A 16,960-nucleotide genomic window follows, 5' to 3' on the forward strand; every position below is an offset into this window, starting at 1 on the left:
GACACCCGTCGAACGCTGCGGACCGACGCCGCTCACCTCATATCAGATCCACTCCCCCTCGTTCCGAAGCAGGCTCTGAGGGCGTTAAAGCACCTAGAACGGAGTGCGGCCGTAGACCACGTGATAGGTGATGGCTGCACCAGCCTCATGACCAGACATACATTGTAGCCCTCTGAGCTCACATCCCTTGGCAAGGTCTGGCCGAAAGCTGACAGGCAGCTTTTGGTAAAGGGAAGGCAAAAAGCTGCCGTCCGTTGACGCAGCACCGCGCCTGAGAGATTTGGCGCCGCGTTTGCTCAGCGGCCGAATTCGATCCCTTCTTTGCGATACATCTCGCGGATAAGTCGCACCACGAGGGCAACCTCAGGGGAACGGTCGCCCCAGCGTCAACGGAGGCCGGCTCACCCTGCAGGGCGCCGTCTGCCTTAGGCTCGGAGAAGCCAGCGCAGCTCTTTGGCCAATATCCTGCGGAAGGGCGCAGTCGCTATCGGCTCCAATGCCGGTCTTACGAGTGCCGACATGAACAAGGGCGCAGTTCTCCGCGATGAGGACATGCTGTTCCGCGTCGGCTTCACCTCATGGGTCGGCTGGGAGACCAAAGGTGCCCCTCTGTTCACGATGTGCGTGAGAAGTCCGTCATAGAAGACGGCAAGTTCGTCGGCGAATCGCGGTACGGGAATTTCCTGCCTGGTACGGCTGCTGCTGTCTAAGCCCCTCAAAATGCGGCGAAGAGGCTCTCACGCCACGAATAATTAGGCGGCCCATCTACCAAGCTTATGCAACGATTCGCGAACGGACCTCGATTTGACCCCGCCACATCATACTGATCACAGCAACGGACGACTACAAGAAGGCAGTGCGAGGATTTATTGCTAAAATGCGGCTAAATCGCAGGGATGGTGCTCGATATGAACACCGGGACGGCCAGGCTCAACGACGAGCGGTCTTGGGCAGTGGCTCCCAAAGGCTTGGACGACGTGGATGGGGCGAAGCGAACGCGGCCGCAAACTGAACGCAAGTTCTCCTTTTGGCCCCGCCGAGCATATCGAACGATTTTTCCCGAACGGATGACACTCTGAAAAATGGCTCCTCTATCATGTGAGCAATGCTTTAGGACCTGCTCGGTCCAAGCCGCTGATGCAGCATAGGTCGCAATGTCGATCGACCTTCGCAAGATTCGCTACTTCGTCGCCGTCTATGAGGAGGGCAGCTTCACGCGGGCGGCCAAGCGCGAGAAAGTGGTCCAGCCTGCACTGTCCGTCCAGCTCGGCCAACTCGAACGGGAACTGACGGTGACGCTGCTCGAGCGCTCCCAGCAGGGTGTGCGGCCGACGCTCGCGGGTGAACGCTACTACCGTTTCTGCATCGATTTTCTCCGCAACCTGGAGAACGCGACGCAGGAGATGCGGGACCTGAGCGGCCGGATCACGGGGCTTGTCCGGATCGGCATCATGCCGTCCATCTGCCATGGCCCGCTCGTCAGCGTTCTGAACCGCTACTTGGACAGCTATCCTGATGTCGAATTGCGCCTCATGGAGGGCTTCAGCGGCACTCTGGCGGACGCCGTGCTGGCTGGTGAACTCGACCTTGCAATCTGCAATCGGCCCATTCCCCATTCACAGCTTGCCTACCGGCACCTCATTAGTGACCGGCTGATCCTCATCTCTGGCGCCTCCAAGAGGCTGAAGCGCTGGCAGACCGTTAACCTCGACGCGGTGCCGAACCTCCGCCTCGTGCTGCCCTTTCCGCTCCATTCACAACGGCGGCTCCTCGACGAGTACATCGCGAGCGGCGCCATCCGTCCGGAGCGGGTGCTCCAGATCGACGGAATCTCGGCCAGTCTCAACTTCGTCCGCAACTCCGACTGGTCGATCCTGCTGCCGACCCTCGCGGTCATGAACGAAGCTCGGTCCGCGAGCTTGACCCTCAACCCCGTCGGCTTTCCGGCGCTCGCATCTGAGATCTACGAGATGCATCCGACGAGCAAACCCCTCTCGCTGCCGGCCCAGCTGTTCGTTGAACTCATGTTGGAGGCTCTCTCGGGCGTTCCTTCCATCCTCGCTGCCGCCGGCCAAGCGAGGGAAGCCTAACCGACGCTCCATAATATGGAATGATACCTTCTATCACTCCATATTATTTGCATTGATATCGCGCTCGGACATAGCCTGCGGGCGTTCGGAGCAGAGGCGTTGACCGCCCGGTCGGACCATGAGGAAACGCCAGTCATAGGGGGGCAGCATTGCCGACCCACATCTCACCGTGCTCGCGCCGAGCCGTCGTGATCGGTGGCTCAGTCGCGGGACTCTTTATCGGCAATTTCCTTCAGCGCTCCGGCTGGGAAGTCGGCATCTACGAACGCTCCCGCGAAAGTCTCGCCACGCGGGGGCTGGGGATCGCCTCGCACGGCGAACTCGAGGAACTTCTGATCGCGGCCGGCGCGAGAGTCCCCTCTCCTCTCGGGATCGAGGTGACTGGCCGCTGCGCCGTCGATCGGCACGGCGAGATCATCGCCCGTTACGACTATCCCCAGCAACTCGCCAGCTGGACCAGCGTGTTCCGCAGCCTCTCGGCCGCGTTCGCTCATGAGAAATACCGCAATGGATGGGAGCTTGCCGGCATTGACCTCGGAGAGGAACGCTCCACCGCCCATTTCACGAATGGCGAGGCCATCGAAGCCGACCTGATCGTGGGTGCGGACGGTTTCCGGTCGTCGGTCCGTGCCGTTCTCGCTCCTCACATCCAGCCGAGATATGGCGGCTACGTCGCATGGCGTGCAGCGATCAAGGAGAGCGACCTCTCGAATGACTTCCGTGCCGAGACCGCGAGCCAGTTCTGCTTCTGCTTTCCGAAGGCAAGTGAATTCATCGGCTACCCGGTTCCGGGCGATGACGGTTCAGCCGAACTCGGCCGCCGGCGCTACAATTGTCTTTGGTATTACCCAGTTGCACCCGGAGCCGAGTTGACTGACCTGCTCACAGACGCGGAAGGGGTTGTTCACCAATATTCCATCCCGCCCCACCTCGTTCGCCCCGAGCACATCGAACGACTGCAGGCGGATGCCCGAGCGAAGCTCCCGAAAAAATTCCTGGAACCGTTCTTCGCGGCGGGACGGTACCTTGTGCAGCCGATCTACGACGTCGAATCCGAGCGGATTGGTTTTGGCAACGTCGCGCTTATCGGGGACGCCGGCTTCGTAGCGAGACCGCATGTGGGCGTCGGGGTGCTGAAGGCTGGCCAGGATGCCTTTGCCCTCGCGCAGTGTCTCGAGCGGGAAGCGTCAGTCGCGGAGGCCCTCGCCTGCTACGACACCGAGCGGCTGGCCGAAGGGAGAGCCTCCGTCGCGGCAGGGCGAAGGCTCGGAGCCTTCATCGAGCGAGGTCTCGACGGCCCATGGGCCGATCCAGAACTCGGCCTGCGGGTCGAAGACATCATTCGTGTCAGTGGGCGCCCCGTAATTCGCAGCGACGCTATCGTCGGCGCCCCAATGAATCGATCCGGTTAAAGCCAAGGAGGACACGATGGACAGTTCCGCTGCTACTCGCTCTCCGAGCCCCCCCTTCGATGCAGCACGGCTCGACCGGTTGCTCGAGCAGGCCGGTATCGACGTCCTACTCGTGACGTCGAAGCACAATGTTCAATACCTGCTGGGAGGACATCGGTCCTTCTTCTTCGATTACATGGACGCTCTCGCGCAGAGCCGGTATCTGCCGGTCCTAATCTATCCGAAAGGCCGCCCGAACGACGCGGTCTATATCGGTGCCGTCCTTGAAGTCTGGGAGAAGCAGCTCGGCCGCATCTGGACGCCGACGGTCGAGACCGCGACCTGGGGCAGCACGGATGCCATGAAGCTGGCGCTGGAGCACGTGAAGCGTATCAGCGGCGGGTCGAGCTGGTCAGTCGGGATCGAAGCGCCCTTTCTGCCCTTTGATGCAGCTCGCGTGCTGCAGAGCGCGGTCGGCGACCGGATAGTGGATGCGACCTTCGCGCTGGAGCGCCTGCGTCTTGTAAAGACCCGAAAAGAGCTGGACCTGCTGCGGCAATCGTCCGATCTCGTGGTCGAGTCCATGGGCGCCGTTTTCGATTTTTGCGCTCCGGGGATGACCAAAAACGACCTCGTGCATCGGCTGCGGCAGGAGGAAGTCAGCCGCGGTCTGACCTTCGAATATTGCCTGATTACGGCCGGGACGAGCCACAATCGCGCCCCGTCCGACGAGAAGCTGAAGCACGGCGACGTCCTCTCGATCGACTCAGGGGGCAACTACCACGGCTATATCGGCGACCTCTGCCGCATGGGCATCGTCGGTGAGCCCGACAGCGAACTTGAGGACCTGCTCGGCACACTGGAGGAGATCCAGATGGCCGCGCGGGCTCCCATCAAGGCCGGCGCGCTCGGCCGTGAGATCCACGCGGTCGGCGAGCCCATGGTCGAGCGCTCACCCCACAAGCCTTATCTTGAGTTCCTCGCGCACGGGATGGGGCTCGTCAGCCACGAGGGCCCGCGGCTCACCAGCCGCGGCGTCGTCCCGTATGAGGGCTACGATGCCGACCGCCCACTCGAGGCCGGGATGGTCATCTCGATTGAGACGACCATGAAGCATCCGACCCGAGGCTACCTCAAGCTTGAGGACACGGTGGCCGTCACGCCAGATGGTTGGGAAGGGTTCGGCGATAGCCGGCGCGGCTGGAACTCCGCGGGTGGCGCAGGCCGGTAAATCGGAATACGCAATAGAACAGATAAGACAACGATAACACAACAACGATAGGGAGGAAACGAATGAAGCGTCGGACACTCGCCGCAGGGGCGTTCGCTGCAGCATTGATAGGCTCCGGACGCGCGAAGGCGCAAGGAGCGACGGGAGAACCGATCAAGGTCGGCGCCATCATCTCCCTCACGGGACCGGGGGCCGGCCTCGGCCAGCCCCAGCGCCAGGGCATGCTGCTGGCCGAGAAGACGATCAATGCGGCCGGTGGCGTCGGCGGTCGGCCCATCAAGCTTTTCATCGAGGATGATGGCTCGAAGCCGGACATCGCCAAGAGCAAGGCAGAACGCCTGATCTTCGACGAGAAAGTCTCGGCAATCATCGGGCCCTCACTGACCGCGAGCACCGGCGCCGTGGCTGCACTGACGAACGCAGAAGGAATGCCGGAACTCTGCTTCACCGGGCTCGGGCCGAGGACCGAACTGACCTACAAATCGCTATTCCACCTTCTTCCGCCGCAAGACCTGAACGCGCGCGCCATGCTTGAATATACGACGAAGGAGCTCAAGGCGAAGAAGATCGGGATCCTCCACGATACGGGCTATGGTCAGGTCGTCACCAACCAACTCAATACGCTCCGGGAGAAATACGGCGTCGAATTCTCTGCAATTGAGAAGTTCGAGGTCGGCGCCTCGGACGTGAGCGCCCAGGCCGCCAAGGTCCGGGCCGCGAACCCCGACGTCGTCTTCGTGATTGCGACGTCTGCGGTGCCGTTTCGCAATGCTCGCCAGGTAAAAATCGAACAGCCCATCGTCTCGGCGATCGGCTCGTCCACCTACGACTACGTGCGCGGATTCGGCGAATACGCCGACAACATCGTCTTTCCCGAGTTCCTGGTCGGCGAGCAGCCGAAAGACAGCCAGAAGGCCTTCGTGGACGCCTTCCGGAAGGAGTACGGCTCTCTGCCAAAGAACTTCGAGGCTGCCGCCTGGGACGGGGTCCATATTGTTGCGAAGGCGGTCGAGAAGGCTGGTCCGAGGGCGAGCGGCAAGGAACTCGCGGCAGCGATGCGTGCGCCCTATTCCGGCGTCATGGCCTCCTACGACTTCACGAAGGACGACATGACCGGAATCGACCTGTCGAGCTACGTCTTCTCTAAGCTCGTCGGCGGAAAATTCGAGCGGCTTCCCTTCACGACCAAGTAGAGGCTGCGGCGATCATCGACATCCCGACACGGTCCCATCACTCCACGAGGCGTCGATGACGTTTACGCTGCTGATCCAGTCGATTTTGGCCGGGCTGACAAACGGTTTCGTCTACGGCCTGATCGGTCTCGGCATCGCGGTGGCGTTCCGGGGAGCACGGATCATCAACGCGATGCAGGGGGATGTGGCGCTGATTGGAGCCGTCATGGCCTACTCGGCGAGTGTGTCGTTCGGCCTCCCGATGCCGGTCGGCTTCGTGATCGGCGTGGTGGCGGGAGGCTTGACGGGTTTTCTGGTCGACAGGCTGATGATTCGCCCGACGCTGAAGCGGCGCGGGTCTGAGGACTCGCTGCTCCTCGTCACGCTCGGGGGCGCGTTCGCGGTCTCGGCGGCGGTGCTGCTGTATTTCGGACGCGACTCCTACCCGATACCCGGCATCGGCGGGAACGACATCGTGGACGTGTTCGACGCATCAATGCGCGTCCACGCGATCTGGCTCATCGTCATCAGCTTGGCCGTCGTCGCCGCGCTCCGCTGGTTCTATGCGAAGACGCTGGTAGGCCAGGCGCTGCTCGCCGCCTCGATCGACCCTGAAGGCGCCCTTACTCTCGGCATCAATGTCGGACGGATGAGGGCGCTGACGTTCGGCCTTGGCGGTCTCGTCGGAGGCCTCGCGGGCGTTCTTGTCGCCCCCCTCATCAACATTCAGTACGAGATGGGACTTCTGCTGACATTGAAAGGCTTCGCCGCGGCCATTCTCGGCGGACTTTCGAGCCCGTTCGGCGCGATCTTCGGCGGTGTTCTGCTCGGCCTGGTCGAGTCCCTGGCAGTCGTCACGATATCTTCCGGCTACAAGGATGTCGTCTCGATGACGCTCCTGATCGCCATCATGATCGTGCTGCCTCAGGGACTGTTCGGGCGGCGAGGACGGCTGGGAGGATGACAGCCTTGGCACGCAGCGCGACCGCCCACCTCTGGACGGGCATGCTGATGGTCGCCGTCCTCCTGGTGTGGGTGGCGCTACCATGGTTCCTCAGCCGCAGCGCGATCGACATCCTCGTCTTCACCGGGATCTACACGATCGCCGGACTCGGAGTGTCGTTTCTCCTCGGCCAATGCGGGATCGTATCCCTAGCACAAAGCGGTTTCTATGGGATCGGCGCCTATGCCACCGCCTACGGCACAACGGTTCTCGGACTTCCGATCCCCGTCTGCATCGTGCTTGGCATGCTGGTGAGCGCAGTGATCGCGGCGGCCGTCGGTGTTCCGGTCCTCCGACTGTCCGGCCACTTCCTGGCCCTTGCTACGCTCGCCCTCGCCATCATCGCGCACGTGCTGTTTCTCGAACTCGAATGGATCACGGGAGGGACGCTTGGGATCGGAGGCATACCTCGCATTTCGCTCTTCGGCTTCACCTTTGCGACACCGTTCCGCTTCTATTATCTCGTCTGGCCCTCCGCCTTCGCCTTGCTCCTCGCTTATTCGCTGCTGCTGCGCTCCCGCACCGGCATCGCGCTACGGGCGATGCGCGATGCGCCCGCAGCGGCGGCCGTGGCCGGAATTCCGATCGCTTCACTGAAGGTCCGCATCTTCGTGCTGAGCGCTGCCGTCGGAGCTTTCGCGGGCAGCCTCTTCGCGCATTACGTGTCCTTCATCAGCGTGGACAGTTTTGCCATCGACCGGGCCATCGGCTTCCTGCTGATCGCGGTGCTGGGCGGCGTACGCTCGATCCCGGGCACGATCGCTGGCGCTCTCTTCGTCACGGCGGCTCCCAACTACCTAAGCCGGCTCGGCGACATCCACCCTCTCCTCTTCGCCCTCGCCCTCATCGTCGCCGTGATCTTCCTCCCTGGGGGCTTTGGCGGCTTCATGGCCAATCTCGGGGCAAAGCTTTCGTCCGGAGGACGGCGCCCCTCTGCGCCGGCCGGCGGATGAGTGCACTTCTGGAAGTGCGGGAAGTATCCCACCGTTTTGGCGGTCTACACGTCCTGAAGGGCGTGAGCTTCACCGTCGAGGCGGGATCGGTGACAGGCCTCATCGGCCCGAACGGCGCTGGAAAGAGCACGCTGTTCAACATCATCTCCGGCTTCCTGACCCCAAGCGTCGGCCGCATCGTCCTTCTCGGCGAGGACGCGACGCGACTCGGCATTCAGCACCGCTCCCGGATGGGCCTCCAGCGTACCTTCCAGACCCCTCAGGTATTCCGCGACCTCACCGTCCGCGAGAACTTGGTGGCGGGCTGTCACAGGCATGGCCGCACCGGTGTTCTGGAAGCCTTCCTGGGGCTGCCGCAGGTGCGCCGCGAGATGCGGGACGCGGCCATCGTCGCCGATGCCGCGATTGAGCGATTCGACCTTGGACCCTACCGCGATGTCCCGGCAGGCGAGCTGCCGGCGGGGCGCCAGAGAATGGTGGAACTGGCGCGCGCCGTCGTCGCCGAGCCGAAGCTGCTCTGCCTCGACGAGCCTTCCTCCGGCCTCAGCACAGCAGAGGTGCAAATCCTCATGCAGGTGCTGCGGCGCCTCAACGAGGAAGGCATGACGATCCTCCTTGTCTCCCACGACATGGAGCTGATGGAGATAACGAGCAAGATGCATGCCCTGTGTTTCGGCGAAATCATAGCGAGCGGAAGCCTGGACGCGATGCGCGCCAGTCCCCGGGTCCGCGAAGCATATCTCGGTACCTGAGAGGCCAGAGCGTGCTCGCAACCCGACGCCTGACCGCCGGCTACGGCACGGTTCCCGTGCTCTTCGACGTGGATCTCGACGTCGGCGACGGCGAAAGCGTAGCGATCGTCGGTGCGAATGGCGCCGGCAAGAGCACGCTCGTCCGGACGATCTGCGGTCTTCTCCGCGTCATGGGTGGAGAGATCACCAAGGACGGTCGCGCGATCCAGTCCGAGCCGCCTTATCGTCGCGCGGAACTCGGCATCGCCGTGGTTCTGGAGGGACGGCACCTTTTCGACGAACTCAGCCTGGAATCGAACCTACGAATCGCAGAAGCGCAGGGCCGGAAAAGGCGCGAGGCCCGCTTCGACTTCCGCTTCGACGAAGTGCTCGAACTGTTTCCCTTCATGAAGGGCCGCATGAGCGCACCGGTCGGTGTCTTCAGCGGCGGCGAGCAGCAGATGGTCGCCGTCGCCCGCGCGCTCCTCCTGAAACCGGAGCTCCTGATCCTGGACGAGCCATCCACCGGGCTCGCGCCCAAGGTCGTGCGGGAGATCGTAGGGGTGATCCAGGCCCTGCGGAAGAAGGGCATGAGCCTCCTCCTGATCGAACAGCATATCGCGGTCGCGGCCGAATGCTCCGACCGCGCCTACGTCCTTTCGCTCGGCAAGGTTGTGCAACAGCTCGACCAGCACAGCTGGCATCTTCCGTCGACCACCGATGCGCTGGCGCGAGCCTATCTCGGGAACCGCACATAGGCGCCCTCCCATCCATCAGATCCAATCGTTGGACGCTCGGCCAACTGGCTTGCAGGCCCAATCCGGCAATACTCTCGATCCTTGAGCGACTTGGCCTGGCCAAAAGCGGAATGTCTGCGTTCGGGGAAGAGAGCACGAACAGCCGACATAGGTTCTGCAGAGGGCAGTGTCCGTCGCGGCTTGGCCGATTGTCCCCACGATACTGCTTGACCAGCACGTTTGACGAAAGCAAGGCAAGTTGCCCGTATTACGTCAGCAAAAGCCGAGCGCGTCACCGCACCGGACAGCAGTTTTGCCGGGAGTCGTAAGGGCTGATTACCCCGCTACGCGTTCCGATGGGCATCGATCATTACCGCGCGCCAGATCTGCGCTGGCAAGCCACCCCCTGACACGCCGAGCATCGGCCTGCTGTCACTGTTCCCGAGCCAGACACCGGCGACGTACCGCTCGGTAAAGCCGATAAACCATGCATCCCGGCTCTCGGTGGTCGTGCCCGTCTTGCCGGCCGCCCAGAAGCCTGGGTCAGCAGCCCTTCCCGTACCCCGTTGCACAACGCCAGCGAGCATCTGACGCATCATGTCAGCCTGTTGAGGCTGCAAGACCTGGCGAATCTCCGATTTTGCCGGGAGCACGCGTGTCAGCAGCTCGACACCGGCCGGGTCCTGAACCCGCTGCACCGAATAGGGAACGACCATCCTGCCGCGATTGGCGACGCTGGCGAAGGCGCCCGTAAGATCGACGAGCCTCGCCTCGTAGGTTCCGAGCGCCGAGTCGCCCGCTTCGCCCTCAACCTCTTCCGCCACGCGTAGCGCCTTGATCACATCCCTTGTCTCACGCGCATTCTGCAATGCCAGACGAACAGCGGCCGTATTGGACGACCGCTCCAGCGCCGCGGCAAGTGTGATATCGCCGAGGTATCGGTCGTCGAAGTTTCTCACGCTGCGCCCTCCAAGCGTCAGGGCGGCATCGCTGACATTCGTGTCAGGCGTATATCCTGCCCCGAGCGCCGCCAAGTAGACGCAGAGCTTGGCCACGGATCCTGGCTGGCGTCTGGCTTGGGTAACGTGATCCCATTCCTTCCGCCGATAGTCGCGTCCACCGACGAGCGCTAGGACCGCGCCGTCGTATCGCATGACGACGACCGCGCCTTCCTCGATCTTCCTTGTCTGGGCGTGCTGCCGTAGGGCAGCCTCCAGCTGTCTTTCGGCGGCGGCCTGGATCCGCAGGTCCAAGGTGGTTGCGATGGTTCGCGTGCCGCTTCGCTGTGACGGTACCGAGTTGGCGTTGGCCTCGTTCTCCGCCCAACGCGCGAACCAGCCGATACCAGTGCTGCGGGGGTAGAAGCCGCCCCAAGCTGATCGGGACGGTGTCACTATGACGTTCTGCGCCTTGGCGCGGTCTGCCGCGCTCCGACTGAGGGAGCCCGTTTCGACCATTTGTTCAACGACCCGGATGCCTCGGTCACGCGACATCTCGAAATTCCGGTGGGGGTTGAACCGGTTAGGCGCTGGAAGCAGCCCAACTATCATGGCGGATTCGAGGATGCTGAGGTTGCGCGCGTATTTATTAAAGTAGACCCGGGCAGCGGCCTCGATGCCATAGGCGCTGCCTCCGAAAAACACCCTGTTCAGGTAGACATACAGGATGTCCTCCTTGGTCAGGTTGAGCTCCAGGATGGGCGCCAGGACCGGCTCCTCGAGCAGCTTCCGGACGATCGGGCTGTGTTCCCGGAGGTAGACCTCCTTGATGGTCTGCTGGGTCAGCGTGCTGCCACCCTGGGTCCGCCCGGTGAGCGTCGACCAGACCGCTCGTGCCATCGCCCTAGGGTCCAGCCCCCAGTGTTCGTAGAATCGCCGGTCCTCGCTTGCCACGAGCGCATTGATCAGGTGACCGGGGAGCTGGGCGAAAGGCACTGGCGGTCCGTAGTATGCTCCGCGTGCGCCGACGAACTCGCCTCCCGCGCTGAGGATGCGCACGCCGTCATGGCGGTTTTCGGTGATCAGTCCAGCGGCATCGGGGAGTTCGAATGCCTCAGCGGGCCGAGGGACCGCGGCTGCCAGCCCCAGCAACGTAAGGAGCTGCCTTCGGTCTATGCTGCCCTTGGCTGGCACGGCTTGTCTGGACCTCCTGGCAAAGCGAGTTTCGGGAAACGCGGCCCTCCGGCGATCATGTCCGCCCCACAACGATGGCCAACTTTCCCGGAGCGGCGTAGGGCACCGACGGGCCAACTGGCGCCGCGTATCCCACCGGATAGGCCGGTCTCTGACTGGGCGGGGTGTAGGCGCCATAAACCGTCGCATCGCAGGCTGCGAGCGTGGCGGTGCAGAGAGCGAGCACGATGGAACTCCTGAGGCTGAGCGTCATCCGGTTCTCGCTACCACCACACGTCATATGCTGGAGCTTGTGAAGCCGGAAGGAGGCCCCATGGTGGCCGCTCTCAGGCAGGATGTTGGCAGGATTGCCATCAGCCTATCACTTCCAGGTGCCCCAGGTCCTCGTCCAGTGAACAGAGTGTGGGTGCCCTCAACTTAGAACTGTCTACGGCCGGGGTGCAGCAAGCTCAGGCTTCATTGTCCCATGGTGGACACCCCGGCGGAGCGCCGTTCGGCCAGTCGCACGCATCATGCGGAGCGCCTCTGGTCCAGCCTCCTCGGCAGGTCGCCACGCCGGCGCCTTACCTCTCCAACGGCGCGGATCCTGCTCGTGGGCTCCTATGTCGGCTAGAGCGGTTGATTCGCTCTCCTTCCTAAGCGCCATTTCTTAATCAGCAGGCCAAATCCGCTTTCGGGCAACCCACCCCGCAACGCAGATGACCGAGATGGGCGCGAAGCTGCCGATCCCGATCCTTCCAGATTTAGGGCCGCTTCACCCCAAACTCGGATCCTGCCACAGCAGTCCTCGGCAGCTCGATGACTGCTGCAAGCGGCGGTGCAGTGTTGTTCCGGGCGCGCCTCCCGTTCGGTATAACCCGATGCGGGGTCCGAGGAAGCTCTTGAACGGGCTTTGGTTTGTGCATGCGGGACGCGCATTGGCTTAGACCGAACTCCGCTTTGATAGTTGGTTGATGCGACGGGTTCAAATGCCCTCTTTTCCCGCAGCGGGAACCAGGGGACGAATTTTTCCAGGTTAGTACTGAGCCTCTAACGCCCAGAGCGAATGGCGGGAGCCAACGTCAAGCCATCCTCAAGCGTCAGGCGGAATTTGCTGGACAAGGGCGACCACGCCGACGGCCTGTAAGCGGCGTGGCCGAGGCATGGCCGCCCTGGCCGGGCCCTGTGCTGCTTCCGGATGCAGCTGCCCTGGTTATCATGGGAGGCGCACTTGGGCTCCGATGGAGACGGCAGCGCGATTCCGAATCTCCCGCGCGGTGGCGGCGCCCTGCAAGGCCTGGGTGAAACCTTCCGAGCCGATCTTCACACCGGCACCGGCAACTTCACAATTCCCCTCCTGCTGCCTTCGGGCCGCCACGCCTTCCACGGCCCCGTCTGGAGCCTCCACGCACGCTCCGCCATCTGCCGAAAGTCAACGAAGCGCACGTTGCCTATCCGACGCCGGTTTACAACAACCGCAACCGCGTCGAGCGGCTCTGGGTTCGGCTGCAAGAGTTGCGCGCCGTCGCTACACGCTACGAGAAGACCGCCGTGTCCTTCCTCGGCGTCCTCTGCCTTGCCGCCACCGCTGACTAACTCAGGCGCTAACGCGCCCTAGCGTCGCACTGGATGGATGGGGCAGACTGCATCAATGTGCATGCAGTTAGCAGATCCGGCGATGTCGGAGGATCGGCATCCATGACCAGAGAGCGCAGCCACCATACCAGCATCGGCAACCACAGGCTGGCCCCCGAAACCCTGATGCTGGGCTATGGCTACGACCCCGGCCTGTCCGAGGGCGCTGTCAAGCCCCCAGTCTTCCTGACCTCCACCTTCGTCTTCCGCTCGGCCGAGGAGGGGCGCGACTATTTCGACGTGGTGGCCGGCCGGAAAGAGGCGCCCGAGGGAGGGGCCGGGCTGGTCTATTCCCGCTTCAACCATCCCAACAGCGAGATCGTCGAGGACCGGCTGGCGATCTACGAAGAGGGCGAGGCGGCGCTCGTCTTCGGGTCGGGCATGGCCGCCATCGCCACGACGATCCTGACCTATGCCCGGCCCGGCGATGCCGTGCTGCACAGCCAGCCGCTCTATGGCGGGACGGAGACGCTGCTGGCCCGCACCATGGCCGAGTTCGGCATCGCTGCGGAAGGCTTCCCCGACGGGCTGAGCGCGACGGCGATCGGCGAGGCCGCCCGGCGCGCCGAGGCGCGGGGACGCGTCAGCGTCATCCTGGTGGAGACCCCGTCCAACCCCCTGAACAGCCTGGTCGACCTCGCCCTTGTCCATGCCGAGGCCGACCGCATCGCCACGAGCCAGGGCCACCGGCCGATTGTCGTGTGCGACAACACCATGCTCGGCCCGGTGTTCCAGCAGCCGCTGCGGCAGGGCGTGGACATCGTGGTCTATTCGTTGACCAAGTATGTCGGCGGGCACAGCGACCTCATCGCCGGCGCGGCCATCGGCAGCAAGGCCCGGCTGCGCCCGGTCCGCCTCCTGCGCGGCGCGATCGGTACCCAGCTCGACCCGCATTCCTGCTGGATGCTGGGCCGGTCGCTGGAGACGCTCTCGCTGCGGATGCGGGCCGCCGCGGCGAATGCGGAGGCGATTGCCGGCTTCCTCGCCGACCATCCCAGGGTGGCGGCCGTGCACGCGCTCGGCGGACCGGCGAAGGACGGGCCGGCGCGGGGCGTCTATGAGCGCCAGTGCAGCGGCCCGGGCTCGACCTTCAGCATCGAGATCAAGGGAGGCGAAGCGGAGGCGTTCCGGGTGCTCAACGCGCTGCGCGTCTTCAAGCTGGCCGTGAGCCTGGGCGGGACCGAATCCCTGGCCAGCCATCCCGCCTCGACCACCCATTCGGGCGTTCCGGCCGAGCTCCGCGCCCGCATCGGCGTCACGGCGGGCCTCATCCGCCTCAGCATCGGCATCGAGCGCGCCGATGACCTGATCGCCGACCTGGCGCAGGCCCTGGCGCAGCTGGACGGCAACGCGCCGCACCCCTGACCGCGCCGGCCGCCTTCCGGCTCGTCGCCGGAGCGACGGGCCACGCCCCGGGGCCAGGGCGTGGCAGCCCAAGCCTCGCCGAGCGACTGCGCCTGACGTGGCGCCGTCACACCGCGTGGAAGAGCAGGGCCCGGATCTCGATGCTCTGCCGCGGCGGCGCATCCGCCGGGGCTCCGGGATCGGCGAAGGCGGTGTGCGGGGAGAACCGCGCCACCCCGTCGCGCGCGCTGTCATAGACCTTCAGCAGCAACGCCTCCGCCGCCGTCATCTCCGGCAGCCAGTACCAGCGATGCGCCGGGTTGAAGCGCACCTGGTAGGTCTCGCCGCGGCGGTCGGGATAGAGCAGGTCGCTCGCCACTAGGTCCTCGGCGGCCACGGTCGCCGTGTCGCAAACCGCCAGCGGCATGTCGCGCACCGGCCCGGCGATCGGCCGCCAGAGGTTGACGATCTGCACCCGGCCGCGCAAGCGCCTCGGCCTCCCCGGGCAGCAGGTCGCGGACGCGCTGCGGACCGGACCACTCCGTATGGTCCACATGCACGCGGGCCACCGGCTGCCGCGCGCCGCCGGTGCGGTCCTCGGCGCCGGGGGCCTGGCGGCGGATGGTGTGGTCGAAGATGTGCACCCGCGCAGCGCCGGTCGCCGCCTGCAGGATGCGGGCGCTCTCGGGGTAGTAGACGGCGCGGATGGCCGCCTCGTCGTCGAAGGTGCGCAGCGCGCTGGCGCCCGTCGCTACGGCGAAGCCCTCGCGGTTCAGCGAGACCGAGGCGGCGATCGGCCGCAGGTCACGGATCGCCATGCGATGCGCTTCGGCGGTGATGTTGCTGCGGGGCTGTCCGGCCGGCGGCGGATAAGTATAGGTGAATGGCCGGCCTTCCACCGGCCCCAGGTAATTCAGCTCCGCCTCGATGGCGTCGGAAGGCCGGATCAGGGGGTGCGTCGCAAGCGCCAGGCTCATGGTTCGTCTCCTCGGTTCGTGTCATGGGCAGCAGGCCGTCAAGGCCGCCAGAGCGGCTTCTGCGCCAAGATCCGGGCCTCCGACGGGGTGAGGCCGATATCGCGCAAGTCGCGCTCCTCCATCATCAAGAGCTGCCGTCGTTCGGCCGCCTGGGTCAGCACCTTCGACAGCCAAGCCGGCCAGATGCTCCTGGCGGCGGGCGGCGTGGTGCCTGTCAAGGCCAGGCTTGCGGCGACAGGCATTGGGATGCGGCTGACATGCATGGTCTCGCCTCCTCGGGCATGGCGCAGATGGGAATCGGCCGCCGAGCGGGCCATGGGCCCATCCGCCCTCTCCAAGTGAGAAGATGCATCTGGTCTGCCCGGGCGATAATTGGGCAAACTGGACCGACACTAATGAACGTAAGGAAACGATGAGCCAGCCTTCCGACATGGCCGCCTTCGTCCGGATCGTGGAGACAGGCGGGCTTGCACCAGCGGCGCGGGATCTGGGCCTCACGCCCTCGGCCATGTCGAAGCAGCTCGCCAGGCTGGAGGCGCGGCTCGGCGTGAGACTGCTCACCCGCACCACGCGGCGCATCGCTCTGACGCCGGAAGGCGAGACCTATCTGGCCCGCGCCCGCGACATCCTGTCCTTGATCGATGCGGCGGAGCAGGATGTGACCGCCGGCCGCGGCCGTCCCGGCGGTCTGCTCCGTGTGAATACCGGCACCGCCTTCGCCCGGCACCGGCTCATCCCGCTGCTGCCAGCCTTCTTCGCACAATATCCCGCCATCACGCTCGACCTCGGCGTGACCGACCGGCGCGTCGATTTCATGACGGAGCAGGCCGACGTCCTGCTCCGCACCGGCGCCCTTGGCGACTCATCGCTCGTCGCCCGCAAGATCGCTAGTGGCCGGCGGATCGTTTGCGCCGCACCGGCCTATCTGGACCGCCGCGGCCGGCCCGCCACGCCGGAGGAGTTGCTGTCGCATGACTGCTTGGTGCTGCGTGGCTTGGCGCGGCTGACCGCTTGGCCGTTCCGTAGCGCCACGGGGCTGCAGACGCTGACGGTGCGAGGCGTTGCCACGACCGACAGTGCCGAGGCGCTGCGCGACATGGCCCTGGTTGGCCTCGGCATCATCCGCGTGAGCGCCTTCCTCGTCACACGCGACATCGCCGAGGGACGGCTAATCCCGCTATTCGAAGATCTGCATGTCTCGGAGGAAGTCGCGGTCTGGGCGGTAACGGCGCCGGGACGGCAACGGCTGCCGCGGGTCCAGGCCTTCGTAGATTTCCTAGCACAGCATGCGGTGCGTTGGTAATAACAACAAAAGATCAAATTACCTCTGCGCCGCCAAAGCGGGGTTTCGTTATATATTTATTGATTGCCGGCGTCGTTCACGATGTGCTGTCGTATTTGGCCGGCGCTTTCCGTATTATGCCTTATGCGGCATCTGGACGCTCCTTCGCCCCAAGATAGCTCAAGCGTCTCGTTAGCGGACGCCGTCTTTGGAGAAATGACAACTTAGAGCCCGTTTGAGAATGGTTATGGATGGGCGATACGGCGGAGCAGGAGCGCGCCGAGGCTGACGCGGATCATGGCT

12 protein-coding genes and 2 pseudogenes are annotated in these 16,960 nt (G+C 64.4%); 11 read left to right on the forward strand and 3 right to left on the reverse strand.

The window, feature by feature from the left end:
- The first annotated feature begins 1,154 nt into the window (after positions 1-1,154).
- The 8 genes from JMJ55_RS29405 (at position 1,155) to JMJ55_RS29440 (ending at position 9,329) form a co-directional block, all read left to right on the forward strand.
- The gene (locus JMJ55_RS29405; RefSeq protein WP_202829169.1) at positions 1,155-2,090 is read left to right on the forward strand and encodes a LysR family transcriptional regulator; all 936 of its coding nucleotides are present in this window, start codon (positions 1,155-1,157) and stop codon (positions 2,088-2,090) included.
- A 149-nt stretch (positions 2,091-2,239) separates the two neighbouring features.
- The gene (locus tag JMJ55_RS29410) at positions 2,240-3,502 is read left to right on the forward strand and encodes an FAD binding domain-containing protein (RefSeq protein WP_202829170.1); all 1,263 of its coding nucleotides are present in this window, start codon (positions 2,240-2,242) and stop codon (positions 3,500-3,502) included.
- A 16-nt stretch (positions 3,503-3,518) separates the two neighbouring features.
- Complete coding sequence (locus tag JMJ55_RS29415) at positions 3,519-4,712, forward strand: M24 family metallopeptidase (RefSeq protein WP_202829171.1); 1,194 nt, start codon at positions 3,519-3,521, stop codon at positions 4,710-4,712.
- A gap of 62 nt (positions 4,713-4,774) precedes the next feature.
- The gene (locus tag JMJ55_RS29420; RefSeq protein ID WP_202829172.1) at positions 4,775-5,905 is read left to right on the forward strand and encodes an ABC transporter substrate-binding protein; all 1,131 of its coding nucleotides are present in this window, start codon (positions 4,775-4,777) and stop codon (positions 5,903-5,905) included.
- Between the two features lie 55 nt (positions 5,906-5,960).
- The gene (locus JMJ55_RS29425; protein WP_202829173.1) at positions 5,961-6,848 is read left to right on the forward strand and encodes a branched-chain amino acid ABC transporter permease; all 888 of its coding nucleotides are present in this window, start codon (positions 5,961-5,963) and stop codon (positions 6,846-6,848) included.
- A 5-nt stretch (positions 6,849-6,853) separates the two neighbouring features.
- Complete coding sequence (locus tag JMJ55_RS29430) at positions 6,854-7,840, forward strand: branched-chain amino acid ABC transporter permease (RefSeq protein ID WP_202829174.1); 987 nt, start codon at positions 6,854-6,856, stop codon at positions 7,838-7,840.
- A complete protein-coding gene (locus JMJ55_RS29435; RefSeq protein ID WP_202829181.1) occupies positions 7,837-8,592 on the forward strand; it encodes an ABC transporter ATP-binding protein in 756 nt (251 codons plus the stop codon). The genes JMJ55_RS29430 and JMJ55_RS29435 overlap by 4 nt, the downstream gene beginning before the upstream one ends.
- A gap of 11 nt (positions 8,593-8,603) precedes the next feature.
- Complete coding sequence (locus tag JMJ55_RS29440) at positions 8,604-9,329, forward strand: ABC transporter ATP-binding protein (RefSeq protein ID WP_202829175.1); 726 nt, start codon at positions 8,604-8,606, stop codon at positions 9,327-9,329.
- Positions 9,330-9,652: 323 nt separating this feature from the next.
- Here the strand turns inward: JMJ55_RS29440 and JMJ55_RS29445 are convergent, their stop codons facing one another.
- Positions 9,653-11,440, reverse strand: a complete 1,788-nt coding sequence (locus JMJ55_RS29445) for a transglycosylase domain-containing protein (RefSeq protein ID WP_202829176.1) — start codon at positions 11,438-11,440, stop codon at positions 9,653-9,655.
- A 1,381-nt stretch (positions 11,441-12,821) separates the two neighbouring features.
- Between JMJ55_RS29445 and JMJ55_RS29450 the strand changes: the two are divergent.
- Positions 12,822-13,015 (forward strand): annotated as a pseudogene (locus JMJ55_RS29450) (transposase); the annotation flags it as partial.
- A 102-nt stretch (positions 13,016-13,117) separates the two neighbouring features.
- On the forward strand, positions 13,118-14,419 hold the full coding sequence (locus JMJ55_RS29455; protein ID WP_202829177.1) for a cystathionine gamma-synthase family protein: 1,302 nt from the start codon (positions 13,118-13,120) through the stop codon (positions 14,417-14,419).
- Between the two features lie 106 nt (positions 14,420-14,525).
- Here the strand turns inward: JMJ55_RS29455 and JMJ55_RS32255 are convergent.
- Both JMJ55_RS32255 and JMJ55_RS29465 read right to left on the reverse strand, forming a co-directional pair.
- Positions 14,526-15,375 (reverse strand): annotated as a pseudogene (locus JMJ55_RS32255) (CmcJ/NvfI family oxidoreductase).
- A 38-nt stretch (positions 15,376-15,413) separates the two neighbouring features.
- Positions 15,414-15,692: a DUF1127 domain-containing protein gene (locus JMJ55_RS29465; protein WP_202829179.1), complete on the reverse strand. Its 279-nt coding sequence runs from the start codon at positions 15,690-15,692 to the stop codon at positions 15,414-15,416.
- Positions 15,693-15,787: 95 nt separating this feature from the next.
- Here JMJ55_RS29465 and JMJ55_RS29470 point away from each other — a divergent pair, with 95 nt between their 5' ends.
- Positions 15,788-16,678: a LysR family transcriptional regulator gene (locus tag JMJ55_RS29470; protein WP_202829180.1), complete on the forward strand. Its 891-nt coding sequence runs from the start codon at positions 15,788-15,790 to the stop codon at positions 16,676-16,678.
- Positions 16,679-16,960 lie beyond the last annotated feature (282 nt).

The organism is Belnapia mucosa (genome assembly GCF_016775475.1).
In the GTDB taxonomy this organism is placed as follows: Bacteria; Pseudomonadota; Alphaproteobacteria; order Acetobacterales; family Acetobacteraceae; genus Belnapia; species Belnapia mucosa.

Excerpts from the sequence above, each read along its gene's own strand:
- JMJ55_RS29425 (WP_202829173.1), top strand. The coding sequence starts at position 5,961 with ATGACGTTTACGCTGCTGATCCAGTCGATTTTGGCCGGGCTGACAAAC.
- JMJ55_RS29455 (WP_202829177.1), top strand. The coding sequence starts at position 13,118 with ATGACCAGAGAGCGCAGCCACCATACCAGCATCGGCAACCACAGGCTG.
- JMJ55_RS29435 (WP_202829181.1), top strand. The coding sequence starts at position 7,837 with ATGAGTGCACTTCTGGAAGTGCGGGAAGTATCCCACCGTTTTGGCGGT.
- JMJ55_RS29415 (WP_202829171.1), top strand. The coding sequence starts at position 3,519 with ATGGACAGTTCCGCTGCTACTCGCTCTCCGAGCCCCCCCTTCGATGCA.
- JMJ55_RS29470 (WP_202829180.1), top strand. The coding sequence starts at position 15,788 with ATGAGCCAGCCTTCCGACATGGCCGCCTTCGTCCGGATCGTGGAGACA.
- JMJ55_RS29465 (WP_202829179.1), bottom strand. The coding sequence starts at position 15,692 with ATGGCCCGCTCGGCGGCCGATTCCCATCTGCGCCATGCCCGAGGAGGC.
- JMJ55_RS29405 (WP_202829169.1), top strand. The coding sequence starts at position 1,155 with ATGTCGATCGACCTTCGCAAGATTCGCTACTTCGTCGCCGTCTATGAG.
- JMJ55_RS29420 (WP_202829172.1), top strand. The coding sequence starts at position 4,775 with ATGAAGCGTCGGACACTCGCCGCAGGGGCGTTCGCTGCAGCATTGATA.